The sequence below is a fragment of the Peribacillus sp. B65 genome (assembly GCF_058513295.1).
In genome coordinates this window covers 3,778,508-3,794,787 of sequence record NZ_CP195840.1, presented here as the reverse complement: position 1 = coordinate 3,794,787, position 16,280 = coordinate 3,778,508, and the positions used below count along the sequence as shown (strand labels likewise).

Here is a 16,280-nt window from a genome sequence, read left to right as displayed (position 1 = left end):
GGGATTTTGAATAACTGAAGAGGAATTAAAAGTGCCATTAGGATATAGATAGATTACTAAGCTGCAAAAAAAAATACCGGTGGAGCACCGGTATTGGCGAAAATCAATTTTCAAAAGGTTTTATGAGTGCATATAGGGTTCCGATCACAGGAAGTTTCAAACCGGCCTTTTCGGCAAGGCGCAGTGCACCGCCCTGTAAATGTTCCACTTCGAGGGTTATGCCCTTCCGGCGGTCCTGGTGCATGGAAGAGGTGGATTCGTCAGGTAAACCTGCCATGTTTTCTAACGCTTGAGCAATATTCTCCACAGTAATACCGACGTCATAAGCATTTGCAAGCTCCTTCATTTCAACAAGGACCTTTTCTAGCAATCCATTGGTTTCCGGGAATCTCCGTATCGTGCCGATAGGGAGGTTAGATGCAGTTGTCACACCGGAAAAAGCGGTGATGAACATATATTTGATCCACATCCTGATCAATATGTTTTCCGTTCTGCTTGCCTTCATGATAGCTGATCCGGTAGCCTGTTCGAAATCATCACAAACTTTTTTTTGTGACGGATGAAGCGGGCCATAGATTAAATCGTGATTTTCATTGGAGTGAATGACATGACCTTTTTCATCAAGGGTTGCTATGATGAAGGCGCTTCCTCCCAAGACGGCTTCTTCGCCCAGTTCGTCCTGTAAAATGGATACATGTTCCAACCCATTCAAAAGCGGGAGGACCTTTGCGCCCCTTTCAACAAGCACCTTTAAATCTGTAAGAGTGCCTGGCAGATGCTGGCCTTTTACAGCGAGAATCACAAGATCGACCTTTTCTATATCATTTACATTCTCTGTGATATGAAGGTCGTTGAATTGGTAGTTTCCATGTGGGCTGGTTAAGCTGATCCCGTTTTCCTTCAATTGTTTAGCGCGGTTTTTTCGGACAAGGTATTGAACATCCTGCCCGGCCTGCTGCAACCTGCCCCCAAAGTAGGAGCCGAGTGCCCCTGCCCCTATAATGACAATATTCAAAGCGCACACCTCTCTTTTGATTAAGATATACTAATCATAACATTGACTGAATTTTCGGTAAATGTTTTCCGTTTGAAGGTAACTGGTTGTTTAGTTGTTTGCAAGAATGGGAAAAACAAAAAAACAGCCTGAAAGGTTTCAGGCTGGTGCTTATCATTATTTATAGATTTTTACTTTAACGGTTTTTCTGCCCCAATTGATAGCTTTTGAGTGAGAAGAGTAGAAGACGTCAATTTTATTACCTTTGATTGCGCCGCCTTTATCTGCAGCAATGGCATCCCCGTATCCTTCTACATGAACTTTTGTTCCAAGTGGAATGACTTTAGGGTCGACTGAGATTGCTTTTACGTTAGGGTTTTTCTTTAAGTTAAGACCCGATGCTGTAATCCCGCTGCAGCCTTTGCAGTTTGCTGTGTATGCTGTTGCCTTCACCGTGATCGTTTTATATTTTTTTGATGATGATGATGTTTTAGCTTTAGGTTTAGCTGCGGTCGATGTTTTCTTGACCTTTAAAACTTGTTTTGGATGGATGTTATCTTTTTTCAGGTTGTTCCAACTTTTGAGTTGATTGACTGTTATATTATGTTTATTGGCGATACCCCATAGTGTGTCGCCGCTTTTAACTTTGTATGTAGTAGTAGCAGCCGATGAAACTCCGGAAAAACTAAATACCAAAAAGAAAGCAGTGAATAGTGGAAGTAGTATTTTTTTCAAAATGAATAGTCTCCTTTGTTTTAAATCGTAGACTTAGAATAACAGGTCTTTATGACAATAATGTTTCGGTGGAATAGTAATTGTGTTACAAAAAGGTTTCCCTTGATAAATAAATGTAATATAAACTAGGTCAAAAGTACTCATCTAAGAAATGTAAATATATTATTTATTATGTCAGTATAAGCGTATTTTTGTTAAATAGTGTTGATGTAATGGCGTATCCTGTTTAATGAGGTAATATATGGACGTGTAATCCCTGGTTTTAAAGTCCTGTATATTTTGTAAAAAAACAACGTAATAATAGACGATTGAATGCTGTTTATTTTAGTAGGAGAGGATATGCGGAACATGAAAAAAGCCGACATCTATGTGATGCCGGCTTTTTTTCATGACTTGGATTAATGTAAAACAAATTCAGAAGCGAAATCGACAAGCATTTTTTGATAGACTGCTACCGATTCAAGATTGACGCATTCCCTATCTCCATGCCAGTTCTCACCTTTTGGTCCGAATTCAATCGCTGGGATATCATATGCCGCAAAAAAGACGGTATCTGCGGAGCCATGTTGTCCAAAAATGACAGCGTCTTGCTTGGTGTTTCTTTCGATAATCGGACGGAGCAGAGTGATGAATGGGTCTGACTCTTCGGTTTTTACAGGTTTACTGTACATATTAAGGTGGACATTATTTCCTGTCACACTTTCGATCTGAGCAATGATATCTTCCATTGTTTGCGTAGGAAGATAGCGAATATCAAGACTTAGCAAACAGGCATCCGGTACCTTATTATAGACCTCCCCGCCTTTTATTTTTGCTAGGTTAAGTGAGGGTGAAGCGTATAGGGGAGTATGATCCCGGGTGAAAGGAAGTTCCTTTATTTTTTGATAAAGATCATATGCCTTTTCAATTGCATTCACGCCTTCCCATGGCCGGCTTCCGTGTGCGGATTTGCCGGATACTTCAATATCGATTCGAAGGGCACCCTTTGCCTGGAGCCCGATACCCAATTGCGTCGGTTCAGCACAGATCACAAAGTCCCCTCTATAACCATGTTTCGCTAAATATCCGGAACAGTTCAACCCGCCAATCTCTTCATCCGATACGATCTGAAGCTGGATTTTCAAACCTAAGTCCTTATCCTTCAGTTCGGTAAATGCACACATCATCCCTGCAACTCCAGCTTTCATATCGGCTGTCCCTCGTCCATATAAGTTTCCTTCATGAATCTCAGGGAAAAACTGATCCGGCGTTCCGCTGACAACATCGACATGGCCATTCCAAATTAGGGTTTTATCTCCGCTGCCAATCTCGCTTACAAGCATCTTATAACCGTTATTTACGATCACATTCACGGTAAGTCCTTGATCTTTAAGCCAGTCCGCACAGTAATCAACTGCTTGGTTAGCTCCTTCTTTCGATGAACTGTCGATAGATACTAAATCTTTAAGTAACTCGATGAGCAAAAAGAAAACCTCCTAAAAATATGCATACTATGATTATATATACCCTTTCTGAGAAAGGGTTAACTCAAAATTTTTTTCCTGTTAATTAACGTTTAGCACTTTCATCATCTGGGGTATGTAAAGGGGGAGCGACAATTTACATTCTTTAAGGAGGATGATAGATATGGATAAACGTATAATTGGTGTATATGAAACTGGAGAAGAAGCCATAAAGGCTGTTGAGTCATTACAGGCCCAAGGATATAATCGTGAAGATATTTCAGTGGTAGCTAAAGATAAAGAAGAGTTAAATGCAGTGAATGAAGAAACGGGTACCAAAGTTGAGGAGGGGCTCGCAGCAGGTGCGGCGACCGGAGGTATTTTGGGCGGTGCTGCCGGATTATTAGCTGGTGTGGGAGCGTTGGCGATTCCGGGAATCGGACCGGTACTGGCAGCTGGACCGCTTGCTGCAACATTAGCCGGAGCGGCTGTAGGTGCTGGTACAGGAGGATTGGCCGGTACATTAATCGGTATGGGCATACCTGAAGACGAGGCGAATCGTTATGAAGCGGATGTAAAGAGTGGCAAGCTGCTTGTGTTAGTCGATTCGGATGCGAGAAAATCCAGTTCTTCTTACTCAGGAATAACGGAAACCGATGAAACGCTAACGAACGGTAGAAGAACTCTATAGGTCGTAAGTTAAAAAAGGACGGATCCCTTAGGGCCCGTCCTTTTTTTGATTAGAATGTGAATTTCTTTATTTCTTTGTGCATTTCCTGGGATAGGGCATCCAATTCACTAGCCAGGGCATTTAATTGTTCCATGGAAGCATTCGTTTGTTCCACGGAAGCAGATACTTCTTCAGTTCCCGCTGCAGTTTCCTGACTTATCGAATTTAATTTTTCTGCATTGCCCGCCATCCGTGTGACCTCGTTTACCATATCGTTCATCATCTTTTTGATTTCGTCAAAATTGCTGAATGTGTTCGCGATGATGGATGCAATGTGACTGAAGGCATTTTCCGTATCCGTTACAGAAGTATCCTGAAGATGGATTTTTTGATTGACTTGATCAATCAAATGAACGGTATTGGTTGTATCGGTTTGCATGGCTTGAATGATTTGAGAGATTTCTTTCAGTGAGTTTTCCGTCTGTTCGGCCAATTTTTTCACTTCATCGGCAACGACTGCAAACCCTTTTCCGTGTTCACCAGCCCTGGCTGCTTCGATGGCAGCATTCAGGGCGAGTAAATTCGTTTGTCCTGCAATCCCGCTTATGGTTTTTACGATCACACTAATATCATTGGATCGTGCATCCAATGATTTGACTGCCGTACTCATCTTATTGGATATCAGGGACGTTTCATTGAATTGTTGTTTCAGGCCTTGTACTTGAGTGATTCCGTTTTCGGAAGCCTTGAACATATTTTCGGATTCCGTGGCCATTTTGCCCGTTTGCGCCTCAAGATCATTGATTTTGTCAGCCAATAGCTTTACGGCCATTTCGTTATTCTGCCCGACTTCGATTTGGTCTATGGCACCGGTTGCTATTTGTTCCATCGTCATGGCCACCTCGTTAGCTGCCGCTGAATTTTCATCGGCACTAGCCACTAGCGTCATGGAGGAATCCGATACTTTATCGGAAAGGTTTTTGACAACTCCTAACATATGACTCATATTCCTCGTCATTAAGCTGGTGTCTTCTGCAAGTTGGCCTATCTCATCTTTTCTGGAAATGGAATTCCTGGAGGTGAAATCGCCGTTAGCCATTTTTCTTATGGATTCCTGCAGCTTTTTAATGGGATTTGTTAAAGAACGGGTGATGAAGATGGCAGATAGTGCAGTGACGGTAAAGACAATCAAAAGTGTGATGATATTATCGATTATCATCGGGCTTGCCCGGACTTTCACTTCATTTTCCTCCATTACCCCTGCTATTCTCCATCCAGTGGTAGGATTTGTGGCGTATCCGACGATCCGGCTTTGCCCTTCAAATTCCTCGATCATTGATCCGGATTCACCTTTCATTTTTTTGAAAATATTTTCCTTTGATATATCCTGTTGAATTTTTTCCTTGTCTGGATGTGTAACGAATGACCCTTTCTGATCCAGCAAAACTGTATAGCCCGTTTCGCCGAATTTCGTTTTATTGACCATCGTGATCAATGTATCGATCGAGATGTCGACACCGAGCACGCCTATTAATTCATCACGATCATCATATATGGCTTTTGCTGCCGTAATGACAAGCTCATTCGTAGCCTGATCGGTATAAGGTTCCGTCCAAATGGTCTTGTCTTTTTGTTTTAATGCGGATTGATACCAATCCCTCTGTCTTGGGTCGTAGTCAGCCGGCAATTCAGTTTCTGGGAATATAAATGCTTTTCCATCCTTCTCTGTGCCGAGATATATACCATTTATTTCAGAGTTACTGGTTTGCGTATAAGAAAATTCATCCATTATGGATTCGAGGTTCTTATCATAAGAAATCATGATAGGATATTTACTGATTCTATCCAATTGATTTTCCGTTTTTCGAAAGAAGGTCTCGAAAGAATCGTTCATTGACTTGACTTGTTCTTCCGTCGTTCCGGTAAGTTCCTGGGTCGTCAACTCGATACTATTTTTATAGCTCATGTAGGAAATGGCCATTCCGCTTATCATGATCAAAGCTAAAAAGGGAATCAATATTTGTTTTTTTAGTGAATTAAAATACCAGTCTGTCAGTCTTCTCATTTGGAAAAACCTCCTTCTTATAAACTTCTAATTAATTTTGGCTTCTATTTGATATTTCGGTCTTCTTTCGCGTTTTTGAAGTGATTAAGTTAGAAAATTCCAATATTAATTTTGTCATGAAGTGCAATGGTGGGAAGGGAGTGGGATATAGAGGATAAAAAAAGAGTTGACTGCCGTCGTCAACTCTTTCATTTCAATGATTACTATTCGACTTGGATATTTTTTGTCCTGTCCATATACCATGTGTAAAACTCGTCTGCGTATTCAACGGATACATCTTGGAGCTTTGTATGGTGTACAGGCTTGGAGCGGTTGATCGTTTCAATTGTGGCAAGCCCGAAAAGCTTTTGCAGCTTCGAACGTTCCACCTCAATTTGAATGACCTTGCTCCTTTTGGTTATGAATAGTGATGTTTCCAAACTTCCGGCTTTGAACTGAATGAACTCATCATTTAACAAGTAACGGCTATTTTTGTAATCCATTATTCTCAATGTATAAATGAGAACGAGTAGAATCAGTGAGATATACCATAGGGAGACGTTGAAATAATAGATTGCCAATGTTGTGAGAATCCAGAAAAAGCTGGGCCGCAGCATTCGGATTTTGAAGGCCTGTTTCGATAGTGACTTCATTGACCGTTCCACTTTATAAGCGGGTAAAATCTCTTCTACCATCCCATATGCCCGTTCAATTGATAAAAAAGGATAGAGGGTGTTCGTTTCCAGCTCTTCATCACCGGTGCTTCCTGCACTGATCAGTTTCACTTCTGCCAACCCTAGCAATCTTTTAATGATTGATTGGGTGATTTCGACTGCTTGTACTTTTTCTTTCCGAATGGAAAAAGCAGATTCGTCCAGTACGCCTTTCTTGATATATATGCGCTCATGATCGGATGAAATTTCATATTTTCCATATTTAACGAATGTGGAAACGATTCCGAAGGCAACAGCGACACATATGAGGCCTGCAAAAACGATGGTAATGATCCACCATGAATCCAATAACTTGGCAAGAAACCCTTCGGCATTCTCCAAATCGATAAAATCATCGAGTGTATTATATAACGTAGCCAATATCGGGATAAGAGCCAGGAAGCTGAGTGATGTAAAGGAAGCTTTCAGCACATCTTGTTTGCTTGGCGTGAAATGAATCGTTTTTTCATTGGCTGGTTCCATATCCTCAGCAATTCGTTCTTCGGGAATATCCGCTTCGTTAACCGGAAGTTCCTGTTTTGAAGCATATTCCCCCTCAAGCCGTTCGGCCTCTTTTCGGGAAATCATCTCGAAAGGTACACTACCCTGATCACCTGTCATCCCTGTTTCGAATGTTAAAGAGGTCAATCTGAAAATCTTATGAAATAACGTCGTGCGTTGCTGGACATTCTGAACCTTATGAAGCGGGACAGTTCGATACGATTTTGAGACAAGCCCTGAAGTAATATATAAGGTACCTTCTTTGATTTGGTATTTGTATGTATACCATTTAAGGATGACAGAAATGACTTTCCAAACCAGATAAACTAGAAAGCCGATTTGGAGTACCTTCATATACATCTTTTCAGAACCGAAATTCAAGACATAAAGCATGATTATGAAAAATACATTTCCTTTCAGCAATTTCCAAAATTCGAAAGGGATTTTGATAGGGTGTAATCGTTTTGCTTGTTCTTCCATCATTAATCCACTTCCTTAATTTTTGCGAAATGGGCAATTTTATCTCGTAATTCATACGCTTCCTTCTCGGGGATGGCTGGTATGTCATGAGAGTCGCCCATTGTTCCGATGCTTAGGGAATAAAGGTTGTATTTTCGCAAAAACGGTCCTTGGTTCAATTTGACGGATTGAACCTTCGTCATCGGAATGAGTTCATGCGTTTCACTCCAGGCTCCACGTTTTGTTTGAATGAATTCTTCGTTCACGTCGTAACGCCAATACTTTTGCAACAGTATCGGTTCAATGAAGATGGACCAGATAGCATGGAAAAAAGATAATACGATAAGTCCGTTTAAAATCCATCCAATCCATTCTTTCCAAGTGAAATAATCATCAACAAATAATAGGAAGCCAAGGACGGCGAGGATAATGAGATTGGTAATGGCTTCGGTCATCCGCCACACCTTCACTGATTCTTTGGATATTTTCTTCGTTGGTGGCTGTATCTTGGAATACATATATTCACTCCTTACTATGTCTTTATACTTATACGGATTATCTTGCAAAAAAGTTCCCTATTATAGGTACATGTATAGAAATTGGCAGCCGCATACCATGGAGTGGCGGCCGAATAATCCTGCAGTTTCCCGAGTATGTATAAATAAGGAGTTTTCTAGTGGATCTTTTCTTTTTATATGATCGAAAAATGGACAAGATAGAAGTGGTGAGTTTCTAGAGTGGGAGTGATAGGTTTGACGTATAAAAGGAAGTTGAGTTTTATATTCTTCCTGTTTTTGATTTGTTTTTTTAATGGAGAATCGATGCAGGCTGCGAATGATGATGGAAACCTAGGGCAGGAAATTCAACGAATATTGGAGCATTCGCCAGGACTGGATGGGGCGTTGACGGGAATTTCCATCCGTTCAGCTGAAACGGGGGAAGTGATTTATGAACGGGGGTCGCAAACGAGATTGCGGCCTGCTTCGAACCTTAAGCTTTTGACTGCAGCAGCTGCGCTGGAAACTTTAGGGGAAGATCATGTTTTTCAAACGGAACTATACATAAAAGGAGTGCAGGTTGGCCATGTTCTGCAGGGCAATGTATATCTGAAGGGAAAAGGAGATCCCACATTATTGGAAAAGGATTTTGATGAGCTGGCAGCTTCACTGAAGCACAGGCAAGTTAAGTTCGTTCACGGGGATCTTATAGGCGATGATTCTTGGTATGATGACGTTCGTTATTCCCAAGACTTAGTTTGGAGCGATGAACAGGAATATTACGGTGCAGCCGTTTCGGCTTTAACGGCTTCCCCGAATGAAGATTACGATACCGGTACCATCATCGTGGAAATGACCCCAGCGGAAAAGGCTGGGAAGAGGGCAACGGTGAAGCTGGAGCCTGAAACCGATTACGTGAAGGTCATCAACAAAACGAAAACTGTATCGGCTGACGCTAATAACAAAATTGAAGTTGAACGGTCTCATGGCACACAAGTCATTACGGTGACCGGTACCATTCCGGAGCATTCCGGTGTGACCAAAGAGTGGATTTCTGTGGAAGATCCCACAGAATATGCGCTGAGCCTATTTGAAAAATCAATGAAGAAACATGGAATTAAAGTGTTGGGAAAAAGGAAAAAAGGGAAAACGCCAGTAGGAGCGGACATGATTGCCACTCATCAGTCCATGCCGCTTTCACAGCTGCTTATTCCTTTCATGAAATTGAGCAATAACAGCCATGCCGAGGTTTTGGTAAAGGAAATGGGCAAAGAGGCAGAAGGGGAGGGAAGCTGGAAGGATGGTTTGAAGGTTACTCAAAATCAGATGAAGAGTATGGGTCTCGATATGCAAACGATCATGATGCGTGATGGATCTGGAATTTCCCAAGTCAATATGATTCCAGCGAATGAAATATCGAAGCTGCTGTATGCCGTTCAGGAAAAAACGTGGTTTCCTGCTTACTTGAATGCTCTACCGATTGCAGGCAACGAAAATCGGATGGTGGGCGGTACGCTTAGAAAGAGGATGAAAGGGACACTTGCAGCCGGGAATGTTCGTGCGAAAACAGGGACGATTTCAGGAACGAGCTCCTTATCAGGTTATGTGACGACCAAAAGAGGGGAAAAAATCATATTTTCGATCATCTTGAATAATTTTGTAGAAGAAAAAGGCATTACGGCAATTCAGGATAAGATAGCCGTAATGCTCGCAGAACAGGAAAACCTATTGGAAAGCGGCCATTAATATTCATGGAAAGCTAAGTTGAAGTTCAGGATATGCGAGAAAAAGGTCGGCTTCAGCCTAAGCATTTTTATATAGTTACCATGACTGTTATTGAAACGTCTGTAATCCAAGAGGAGTATACCCTGTCCAGCTTACTTCTGTTCGAAGAACCTTAAACGTTTTTTTTTAGTGATGGACCAAATCTATTTTTTGTTTGAAACTAATAACAGTACCTTCATCTTAGTTTTTTCATTTTATCCCCTCAAGGAAGGAATTTAAGGGAGGATGAATAGAAATAAGTAGTATAGGGGGAATGCTTATGAACTTTCCAACACTTAATGGACCGTATACGATTAGCAGTCTTATAACTAAAATTTATGAAATTTCCAAAGAACGATCTCTCTATATATTGGCCATAGATGGCCGGGGCGGGTCTGGAAAAAGTACACTCGCTGCCCGTATCCAGGCAGAATGTCCGGGCAGCGCGGTCGTACATATGGATGACTTTTATTTGCCATCATCGGATAGGGTTCAACTGCCTCCATCCCAAAAGCCGATTGGAGCGGATTATGATTGGGAACGTGTTTGTAACCAAATCCTGAAACCGCTTACGGAGGGAGGAGAAGGAAGGTATCAAAGGTATGATTGGGAAACGGACACTATGGCCGAATGGCATGAGGTTCCTGCTGGGGGCCTTGTCATAATAGAAGGAACGTATTCTATCCGTAAAGAATTGGCAGGGTACCATGATTTCACGATTTGGGTGGAATGTCCACGTGATCAGCGTTTGAAACGTGGCCTTGAGCGGGATGGTGAAGATGCTCGTCAAATGTGGGAGGATAATTGGATGGTTCATGAAGATCTCTATGTGGGTGCGCAAAGGCCTCAAGAAAGAGCGAATCTTGTTGTGGACGGAACGAGATGAATCCGGGGATATTTTAATTGTAAGGGTTTACCTATAAAATAGATTGTATGTTTAGATAAATTTCTGGGGAGCCGGAAACAGGGGGGAAACTATGTTTACTAATGAAGAACAAGCTGCCGTATATAAAGCCATTTATAACCGTAGGGATATCAGGAGTTTTTTGCCAAAGCCAATTGCAAAGGATATACTCCGGAGAATTTTGGATGCTGCACATCATGCGCCGTCTGTAGGATTCATGCAACCTTGGAGTTTCATCGTGATTTCGTCTCAGGAAACCAAGAACAGTTTGGCATGGGCAGCGGATAAAGAAAGAAGGGCACTCGCTATTCATTATGAAGGAGGTAAAGAAAATAAGTTTCTTAGTTTGAAAGTGGAAGGGTTAAAAGAAGCACCATACACCATTTGTGTTACATGCGACCCGACACGGGGCGGCTCCCATGTTTTAGGGAGGAACTCCATTCCGGAAACCGATATTCTATCTACAGCCTGCGCAATTCAAAATATGTGGCTGGCTGCCTGTGCGGAAGGATTGGCAATGGGGTGGGTAAGCTTTTATAAGAAAAATGATATTCGTGATATTTTGGAGATTCCGCCGCATGTAGAACCCGTTGCACTCCTGTCGATTGGCTATACGGATCAATATCCGGATAAGCCCATTCTTGAACTTGCTAATTGGGAAAAAAGAAGGCCGATGGATGAACTTATTTTCGAGGATAAATGGGGTAATAAATAAAACGATATATTAAGATTCCAAAACTTTTTATTAAGCTCTGGTTCAGGGCTTTTTGGTTGTGATGAAGACATAAAAGACTCTTACGAAAGATACATCTTTTGTAAGAGTCTTTTTAAGTTAAAACCTGCGCCGTTTTGAAGATCCCGGTATACCGAGATCTTCACGGTATTTTGCAATAGTACGGCGGGAGATCTTCGTTCCTTCATTTTCGAATATTTGACAAAGTTTCTGATCTGAAAAAGGCCTTATCTTATCTTCATCGGCAATCAATACCTTTATTTTTTCTTTGATGGTGGTCGTTGATTCGGTTGCTTGGCTGTTCACGCGGTGTAACCCTCTAGTAAAGAAGTTCCTTAGTTTAAAGAGGCCATGCGGCGTCTGGATATATTTATTGCTCGTCGCCCTGCTGATCGTTGATTCATGAAGCTGAAGTTTTTCCGAAATGTCTTTCAGTGTCATAGGTTTTAATCCAGTAATTCCCTTCATGAAAAACTCTCGCTGTTCGTCCACGATTGATGCTGTCACTTTATAAAGTGTCATTTGCCTTTGCTCAAGCCCTTTTAAAAGTAATTGGGCATCATTTATGTGCCCCTTTATATAATCTTTAGCTGGATTAACTGAATTCATAGCAACGTGGTTCTTGTAGAAAGGATTGATGTAAAGTTTAGGCATGCAGCTATTGTTGAGCGTTATCAGAAAACCTTCTTTATCTTTTTCCACGTAAACATCCGGAACTATGTAATGAGTCATATCATTGGAAAAGTGACTGACTGGACGCGGGTTTAACGTACGGATGAAATCCGAGGCCTCTTGTACTTCCTGAACGGTCACCTGGTAAAGACCGGCAATTTTCCTGTAGCGTTTTTCTGCTAAATCCGTTAAATGCTTTTTAACGATCTTATACGCCAATTCATTGTAATCCACATGCTCACGCAGCTGAATGAGTAAACAGTCGGTCAGATCTTTAGCCCCGACTCCAATGGGGTCAAGGGACTGCAATACTTGAATCATATTTTCGATTTCTTCCACGGACACGGAAAAATGAGAGGCAGCCCAATTGGCATCCAATTCAAGAAATCCATATTCATTTAAGTTCCCAATCAAGAATTGGAGAATTCTCTTTTCAAATGCTTTCAACGAACTTAGTAAACTCAATTGTTCCAGTAAATGGCTTTCCAGTGTTTCTGTGTTGATTGAATAATTATTGATAGGGTTGTAATCATTGTCTCCGTTAAAACTTTTACTTTTATAGGACCGTATCTGAGAATTTATTTTATGTGTATGAATGCTAGATTCAGAAAATGATGCGAGGGGTTCTTTAAAGCTAATTTCGAGAACGGGATTTTCGTAAGCCTGTCGGTTCAGGAAATCTATCAGTTCATGGGAGGAATATTGAAGGATATTGATTGATTGCTGTAATTCAGGTGTTAATGACAATTTCAATGTTTGTTTTTGGTACATTTCAAATCCTACCTGCATATATATCAACTTCTTTCGTTTAGATTAACATAGCGGTTCAAAAGGAATGAAAAAATATTAACATGATAATAATACAAATCTTCAGAAAATTCAACATTGTGTGTCAGGTTTTGTAACATCAATTAAAAAATAAAGAGGGGGATTCAAAAATTTGTGTAAATTAAGATTTAATTTAATGAATGGGAGTCGAGTGATTCAAATTCGAATCAAATGATTTGTATATGAATTAACACGCGCTCCTAATGATTCACTTATGAATCATATTAACTTGAATACCTTTAATATAAGGCTCATATAATTTGGCATGCATCTTGCTATATCTATATATATAAATATAAAAAATAAACTAGCTTGAAAAAAATCCATACATGAGAAGGGTGTTTTTTACATGATTAAAGAGACTACGGGTATTCAGGAATTAATCGATTTGGATAAAAAGCATTTTATCCATCCGACTACGTCAATTGAGCAACAGCAGGCAGATGGTCCAAGTTTCATCTTTAAGGAAGGAAAGGGAATATATCTTACGGATGTAACGGGCAGGACTGTCATTGATGGCATGGCTTCACTTTGGAATGTGAATATTGGACATGGACAAGAAGAGATGGCTGATGTCGCAAAGGAACAAATGGCGAAGTTAGCTTTCACCTCAAGTTTCGCCACTTTCAGCAATGAGCCGGCAATCCGTTTAGCGGCCAAAATCGCTTCCATCGCTCCTGGGGATTTGAATGCAGTTTTCTTCACTTCAGGTGGATCGGAGTCGAATGATACGGCAATCAAGCTTGCTCGACATTACTGGCTTTTGAAAGGGCAGCCTAACCGTCAAAAAATCATTTCCCGCTCGAAATCCTATCATGGAGTGGCAATGGGAGCCACAAGTGCGACTGGCCTGAAACCGTTCCGAGACTTCACGAATTCAATCGCACCGGATTTTTACCATGTGGACGGTTCTTCCATTGAGGAGTTGCGTAAGGTCATAGAACAGGAAGGACCGGAAACGATTGCGGCATTTATCGCTGAACCGATTCAAGGGGCCGGCGGCGTGAACCTTCCTCCTGAAGGCTATTTTAAAGAAGTAAGGGAGATTTGTAATGAATACGGCATTTTAATGGTGACGGATGAAGTCATTACAGGTTTCGGAAGAACAGGGACTTATTTTGGGATTGAACACTTTGGTGTTGTACCTGATATGATGTGCTTTGCAAAAGGTGTGACAAGCGGATATGCACAGTTAGGCGGGGTCGTCCTGAATGATAAGATGCATCAGGATTTCATTGCCCTTTCAAAAGGCACGCTTTTACACGGCTACACATACAGTGGCCATCCTATGGCTTGTGCGGTTGCTTTGAAAAATATTGAAATAATTGAACGTGAAAACCTGATAGAAAACTCGAAACAGCGTGGTGAAGAGTTGCTTGCCGGCTTTAAGAAGCTTCAAAGCAAACATCCGATTATTGGTGATGTCAGGGCACTTGGATTAATTGGAGGCATCTCCATCGTAAAGGACAAACAAACAGGCGAAGGCTTTGAGACTCAGCTTGCTCCAAGGCTGGTTGCTGAAGCGGCTAAGAATGGTTTGATTTGCCGGTCTGTTACGTTTGATCAAGATACACTCGTATTCGCACCGCCTTTAATCATTACTAAATCGGAAGTCGAAAGAATAATTGAAATCCTTGATGAGACATTTACTGCTGTCGAAAAAGAAATTTTATAAGAGGTGAAAGTGATGGTCATGACTGAAACGCTGAAAAAGAAATTATTCATTAATGGTAAATGGCAAGAAGCTGAAAAATTCACGACACTAAAGTCTCCCTATAGCGGGGAAGTTCTAGCGGAGATTCCTTCGGCAAGCCTTGAAGATGTCGAGTTGGCAATAGAATCAGCCTATCAAGCTAGAAAATCAATGGCAGCTTTACCTAGTCATAAACGTGCTGCCATACTTGAAAAGCTTGCGAGCCTTTTGGAAAGCCGCAAAGATGAGGCAGCTGAAATAATTGCTAAAGAGGCAGCGAAACCGATTAAAACGGCAATGGTTGAAGTATCCCGGACGATTGCCACATATAAATTTGCAGCAGAGGAAGCAAAACGGATTCATGGAGAAACATTGACGATGGATGCTACAGCTGACGGAGAAGGAAGAATAGGATACACAGTCCGTGAGCCTCTAGGTGTCGTAGGTGCGATTACGCCTTTTAATTTTCCGATGAACCTGGTTGCCCATAAAGTAGGCCCGGCGATTGCTGCCGGAAATACACTTGTCCTGAAACCTGCGAGCCAAACACCGCTATCTTCGCTATTCCTTGCTGAACTATTAGCTGAAACGGATTTGCCGGCAGGTGCGTTTAATTTAGTTACCGGAAGCGGCTCGGTAATCGGTGATAAATTAGTCACAGATTCACGGGTAAAGAGCATTTCGTTTACAGGAAGTCCGGCTGTCGGAATCGGGATCCGCAATAAGGCCGGGTTAAAGAAAGTGAGTCTTGAACTAGGTTCGAATGCGGCTGTCATCGTTGATAAAGGGATCAATATCGATAAAATCATCCAACGCTGTGTATCCGCAGCATTCGCTTTTCAAGGGCAGGTCTGTATTTCCTTACAGCGTGCATATGTTCATGAAGAGGTATATGATGAGTTCGTCAAAAAATTCACAGAAGCAACGAATGGCTTGAAACTTGGAGATTCTTTGGACCCGTCGGTGGATATTTCGGCATTGATCAGCGCTGGCGATGTACAGCGAAGCCTGGATTGGATCGCTGAAGCTAAACAACACGGTGCGATTGTTGCAGCAGGAGGCAAATCTGAAGGAAATATCCTGCATCCAACTGTGTTGCTGGAAGTGGATGCAATGCTTAAGGTATCTTGTCAGGAAGTCTTCGCTCCGATTGTTTTGATCAATAAGGTTTCTTCCGTTGAGGAAGCGATTGACTTGGTCAATGATTCCGAATTCGGATTGCAGGCCGGGATTTACACAGAAAATATCAATCTGGCTCTTTCTGCCGCAGAAAAATTGGAAGTCGGCGGTGTTATCATTAATGATATCCCAACTTACCGTGTCGACAACATGCCATATGGCGGAGTCAAAAAAAGCGGAACTGGCCGCGAGGGGCTGAAATATGCAATTGAAGAAATGACGGAAATGAAATTGGTCATTATTAACCGGAATTAATCAGAAAAGAGGTGAGCAGCTGCTCATCTCTTTTTTCTATAATCTTGAAAGAGTTTGGCCCATAAGTTATGCAAAAATGAATAGTTAATTCAGCACTGAATTTAAATGAGACAGGAAAGGGCAAAAAAACGTGAGTTACCTAATATTTCAAACTGGCATGAATCTTGCTCATATCTAATATATAGATAGATAACTTA

13 protein-coding genes are annotated in these 16,280 nt (G+C 41.5%); 6 read left to right on the top strand and 7 right to left on the bottom strand.

Features of this window, described 5'->3' with window-relative positions; genetic code table 11:
* Positions 1-103 precede the first annotated feature (103 nt).
* The 3 genes from ACSR9O_RS18495 to ACSR9O_RS18485 form a co-directional block, all read right to left on the bottom strand.
* The gene (locus tag ACSR9O_RS18495) at positions 104-1,015 is read right to left on the bottom strand and encodes a ketopantoate reductase family protein (RefSeq protein WP_491724883.1); all 912 of its coding nucleotides are present in this window, start codon (positions 1,013-1,015) and stop codon (positions 104-106) included.
* A gap of 156 nt (positions 1,016-1,171) precedes the next feature.
* Entirely contained in the window at positions 1,172-1,729 is a 558-nt protein-coding gene (locus ACSR9O_RS18490; protein ID WP_101224913.1) for a 3D domain-containing protein, read from the bottom strand.
* Positions 1,730-2,127: 398 nt separating this feature from the next.
* A complete protein-coding gene (locus ACSR9O_RS18485; RefSeq protein ID WP_101224912.1) occupies positions 2,128-3,192 on the bottom strand; it encodes a M20 family metallopeptidase in 1,065 nt (354 codons plus the stop codon).
* Positions 3,193-3,355: 163 nt separating this feature from the next.
* On the opposite strand from ACSR9O_RS18485, the gene ACSR9O_RS18480 reads away from it, so the two are divergent.
* The gene (locus ACSR9O_RS18480) at positions 3,356-3,862 is read left to right on the top strand and encodes a general stress protein (protein ID WP_048685038.1); all 507 of its coding nucleotides are present in this window, start codon (positions 3,356-3,358) and stop codon (positions 3,860-3,862) included.
* A gap of 49 nt (positions 3,863-3,911) precedes the next feature.
* Here ACSR9O_RS18480 and ACSR9O_RS18475 read toward each other — a convergent pair whose 3' ends face one another.
* From ACSR9O_RS18475 to ACSR9O_RS18465, 3 genes are all read right to left on the bottom strand, one after another.
* Positions 3,912-5,906 carry a methyl-accepting chemotaxis protein gene (locus ACSR9O_RS18475; protein WP_491724882.1) on the bottom strand — a complete coding sequence of 665 codons (1,995 nt, stop codon included), beginning with the start codon at positions 5,904-5,906 and terminating at the stop codon, positions 3,912-3,914.
* Between the two features lie 203 nt (positions 5,907-6,109).
* Positions 6,110-7,582 (bottom strand): PH domain-containing protein, encoded by a 1,473-nt coding sequence (locus tag ACSR9O_RS18470; protein ID WP_101224910.1) that lies wholly within the window; start codon positions 7,580-7,582, stop codon positions 6,110-6,112.
* Complete coding sequence (locus ACSR9O_RS18465; protein WP_101224909.1) at positions 7,582-8,076, bottom strand: PH domain-containing protein; 495 nt, start codon at positions 8,074-8,076, stop codon at positions 7,582-7,584. Before ACSR9O_RS18465 ends, ACSR9O_RS18470 begins: the two co-directional genes overlap by 1 nt.
* A 303-nt stretch (positions 8,077-8,379) precedes the next feature.
* Between ACSR9O_RS18465 and dacB the strand changes: the two genes are divergently transcribed.
* From dacB to bluB, 3 genes are all read left to right on the top strand, one after another.
* Positions 8,380-9,801 carry a D-alanyl-D-alanine carboxypeptidase/D-alanyl-D-alanine endopeptidase gene (dacB, locus tag ACSR9O_RS18460; protein WP_491724881.1) on the top strand — a complete coding sequence of 474 codons (1,422 nt, stop codon included), beginning with the start codon at positions 8,380-8,382 and terminating at the stop codon, positions 9,799-9,801.
* Between the two features lie 298 nt (positions 9,802-10,099).
* Entirely contained in the window at positions 10,100-10,705 is a 606-nt protein-coding gene (locus ACSR9O_RS18455; RefSeq protein ID WP_491724880.1) for a uridine kinase family protein, read from the top strand.
* A 91-nt stretch (positions 10,706-10,796) separates the two neighbouring features.
* The gene (gene bluB, locus ACSR9O_RS18450) at positions 10,797-11,438 is read left to right on the top strand and encodes a 5,6-dimethylbenzimidazole synthase (RefSeq protein ID WP_101224907.1); all 642 of its coding nucleotides are present in this window, start codon (positions 10,797-10,799) and stop codon (positions 11,436-11,438) included.
* A 117-nt stretch (positions 11,439-11,555) separates the two neighbouring features.
* On the opposite strand, the gene rpoN is transcribed toward bluB, so the two are convergent.
* Positions 11,556-12,899: an RNA polymerase factor sigma-54 gene (rpoN, locus tag ACSR9O_RS18445; protein WP_491724879.1), complete on the bottom strand. Its 1,344-nt coding sequence runs from the start codon at positions 12,897-12,899 to the stop codon at positions 11,556-11,558.
* Between the two features lie 406 nt (positions 12,900-13,305).
* On the opposite strand from rpoN, the gene ACSR9O_RS18440 reads away from it, so the two are divergent.
* On the top strand, positions 13,306-14,631 hold the full coding sequence (locus tag ACSR9O_RS18440; RefSeq protein ID WP_101224905.1) for an aminotransferase family protein: 1,326 nt from the start codon (positions 13,306-13,308) through the stop codon (positions 14,629-14,631).
* A gap of 18 nt (positions 14,632-14,649) precedes the next feature.
* Complete coding sequence (locus ACSR9O_RS18435) at positions 14,650-16,083, top strand: aldehyde dehydrogenase family protein (protein ID WP_230177964.1); 1,434 nt, start codon at positions 14,650-14,652, stop codon at positions 16,081-16,083.
* Positions 16,084-16,280: the final 197 nt, after the last annotated feature.

Excerpts from the sequence above, each read along its gene's own strand:
- ACSR9O_RS18480 (WP_048685038.1), top strand. The coding sequence starts at position 3,356 with ATGGATAAACGTATAATTGGTGTATATGAAACTGGAGAAGAAGCCATA.
- ACSR9O_RS18475 (WP_491724882.1), bottom strand. The coding sequence starts at position 5,906 with ATGAGAAGACTGACAGACTGGTATTTTAATTCACTAAAAAAACAAATA.
- ACSR9O_RS18470 (WP_101224910.1), bottom strand. The coding sequence starts at position 7,582 with ATGATGGAAGAACAAGCAAAACGATTACACCCTATCAAAATCCCTTTC.
- ACSR9O_RS18465 (WP_101224909.1), bottom strand. The coding sequence starts at position 8,076 with ATGTATTCCAAGATACAGCCACCAACGAAGAAAATATCCAAAGAATCA.
- dacB (WP_491724881.1), top strand. The coding sequence starts at position 8,380 with ATGCAGGCTGCGAATGATGATGGAAACCTAGGGCAGGAAATTCAACGA.
- ACSR9O_RS18455 (WP_491724880.1), top strand. The coding sequence starts at position 10,100 with ATGAACTTTCCAACACTTAATGGACCGTATACGATTAGCAGTCTTATA.
- bluB (WP_101224907.1), top strand. The coding sequence starts at position 10,797 with ATGTTTACTAATGAAGAACAAGCTGCCGTATATAAAGCCATTTATAAC.
- rpoN (WP_491724879.1), bottom strand. The coding sequence starts at position 12,899 with ATGTACCAAAAACAAACATTGAAATTGTCATTAACACCTGAATTACAG.
- ACSR9O_RS18440 (WP_101224905.1), top strand. The coding sequence starts at position 13,306 with ATGATTAAAGAGACTACGGGTATTCAGGAATTAATCGATTTGGATAAA.
- ACSR9O_RS18435 (WP_230177964.1), top strand. The coding sequence starts at position 14,650 with ATGACTGAAACGCTGAAAAAGAAATTATTCATTAATGGTAAATGGCAA.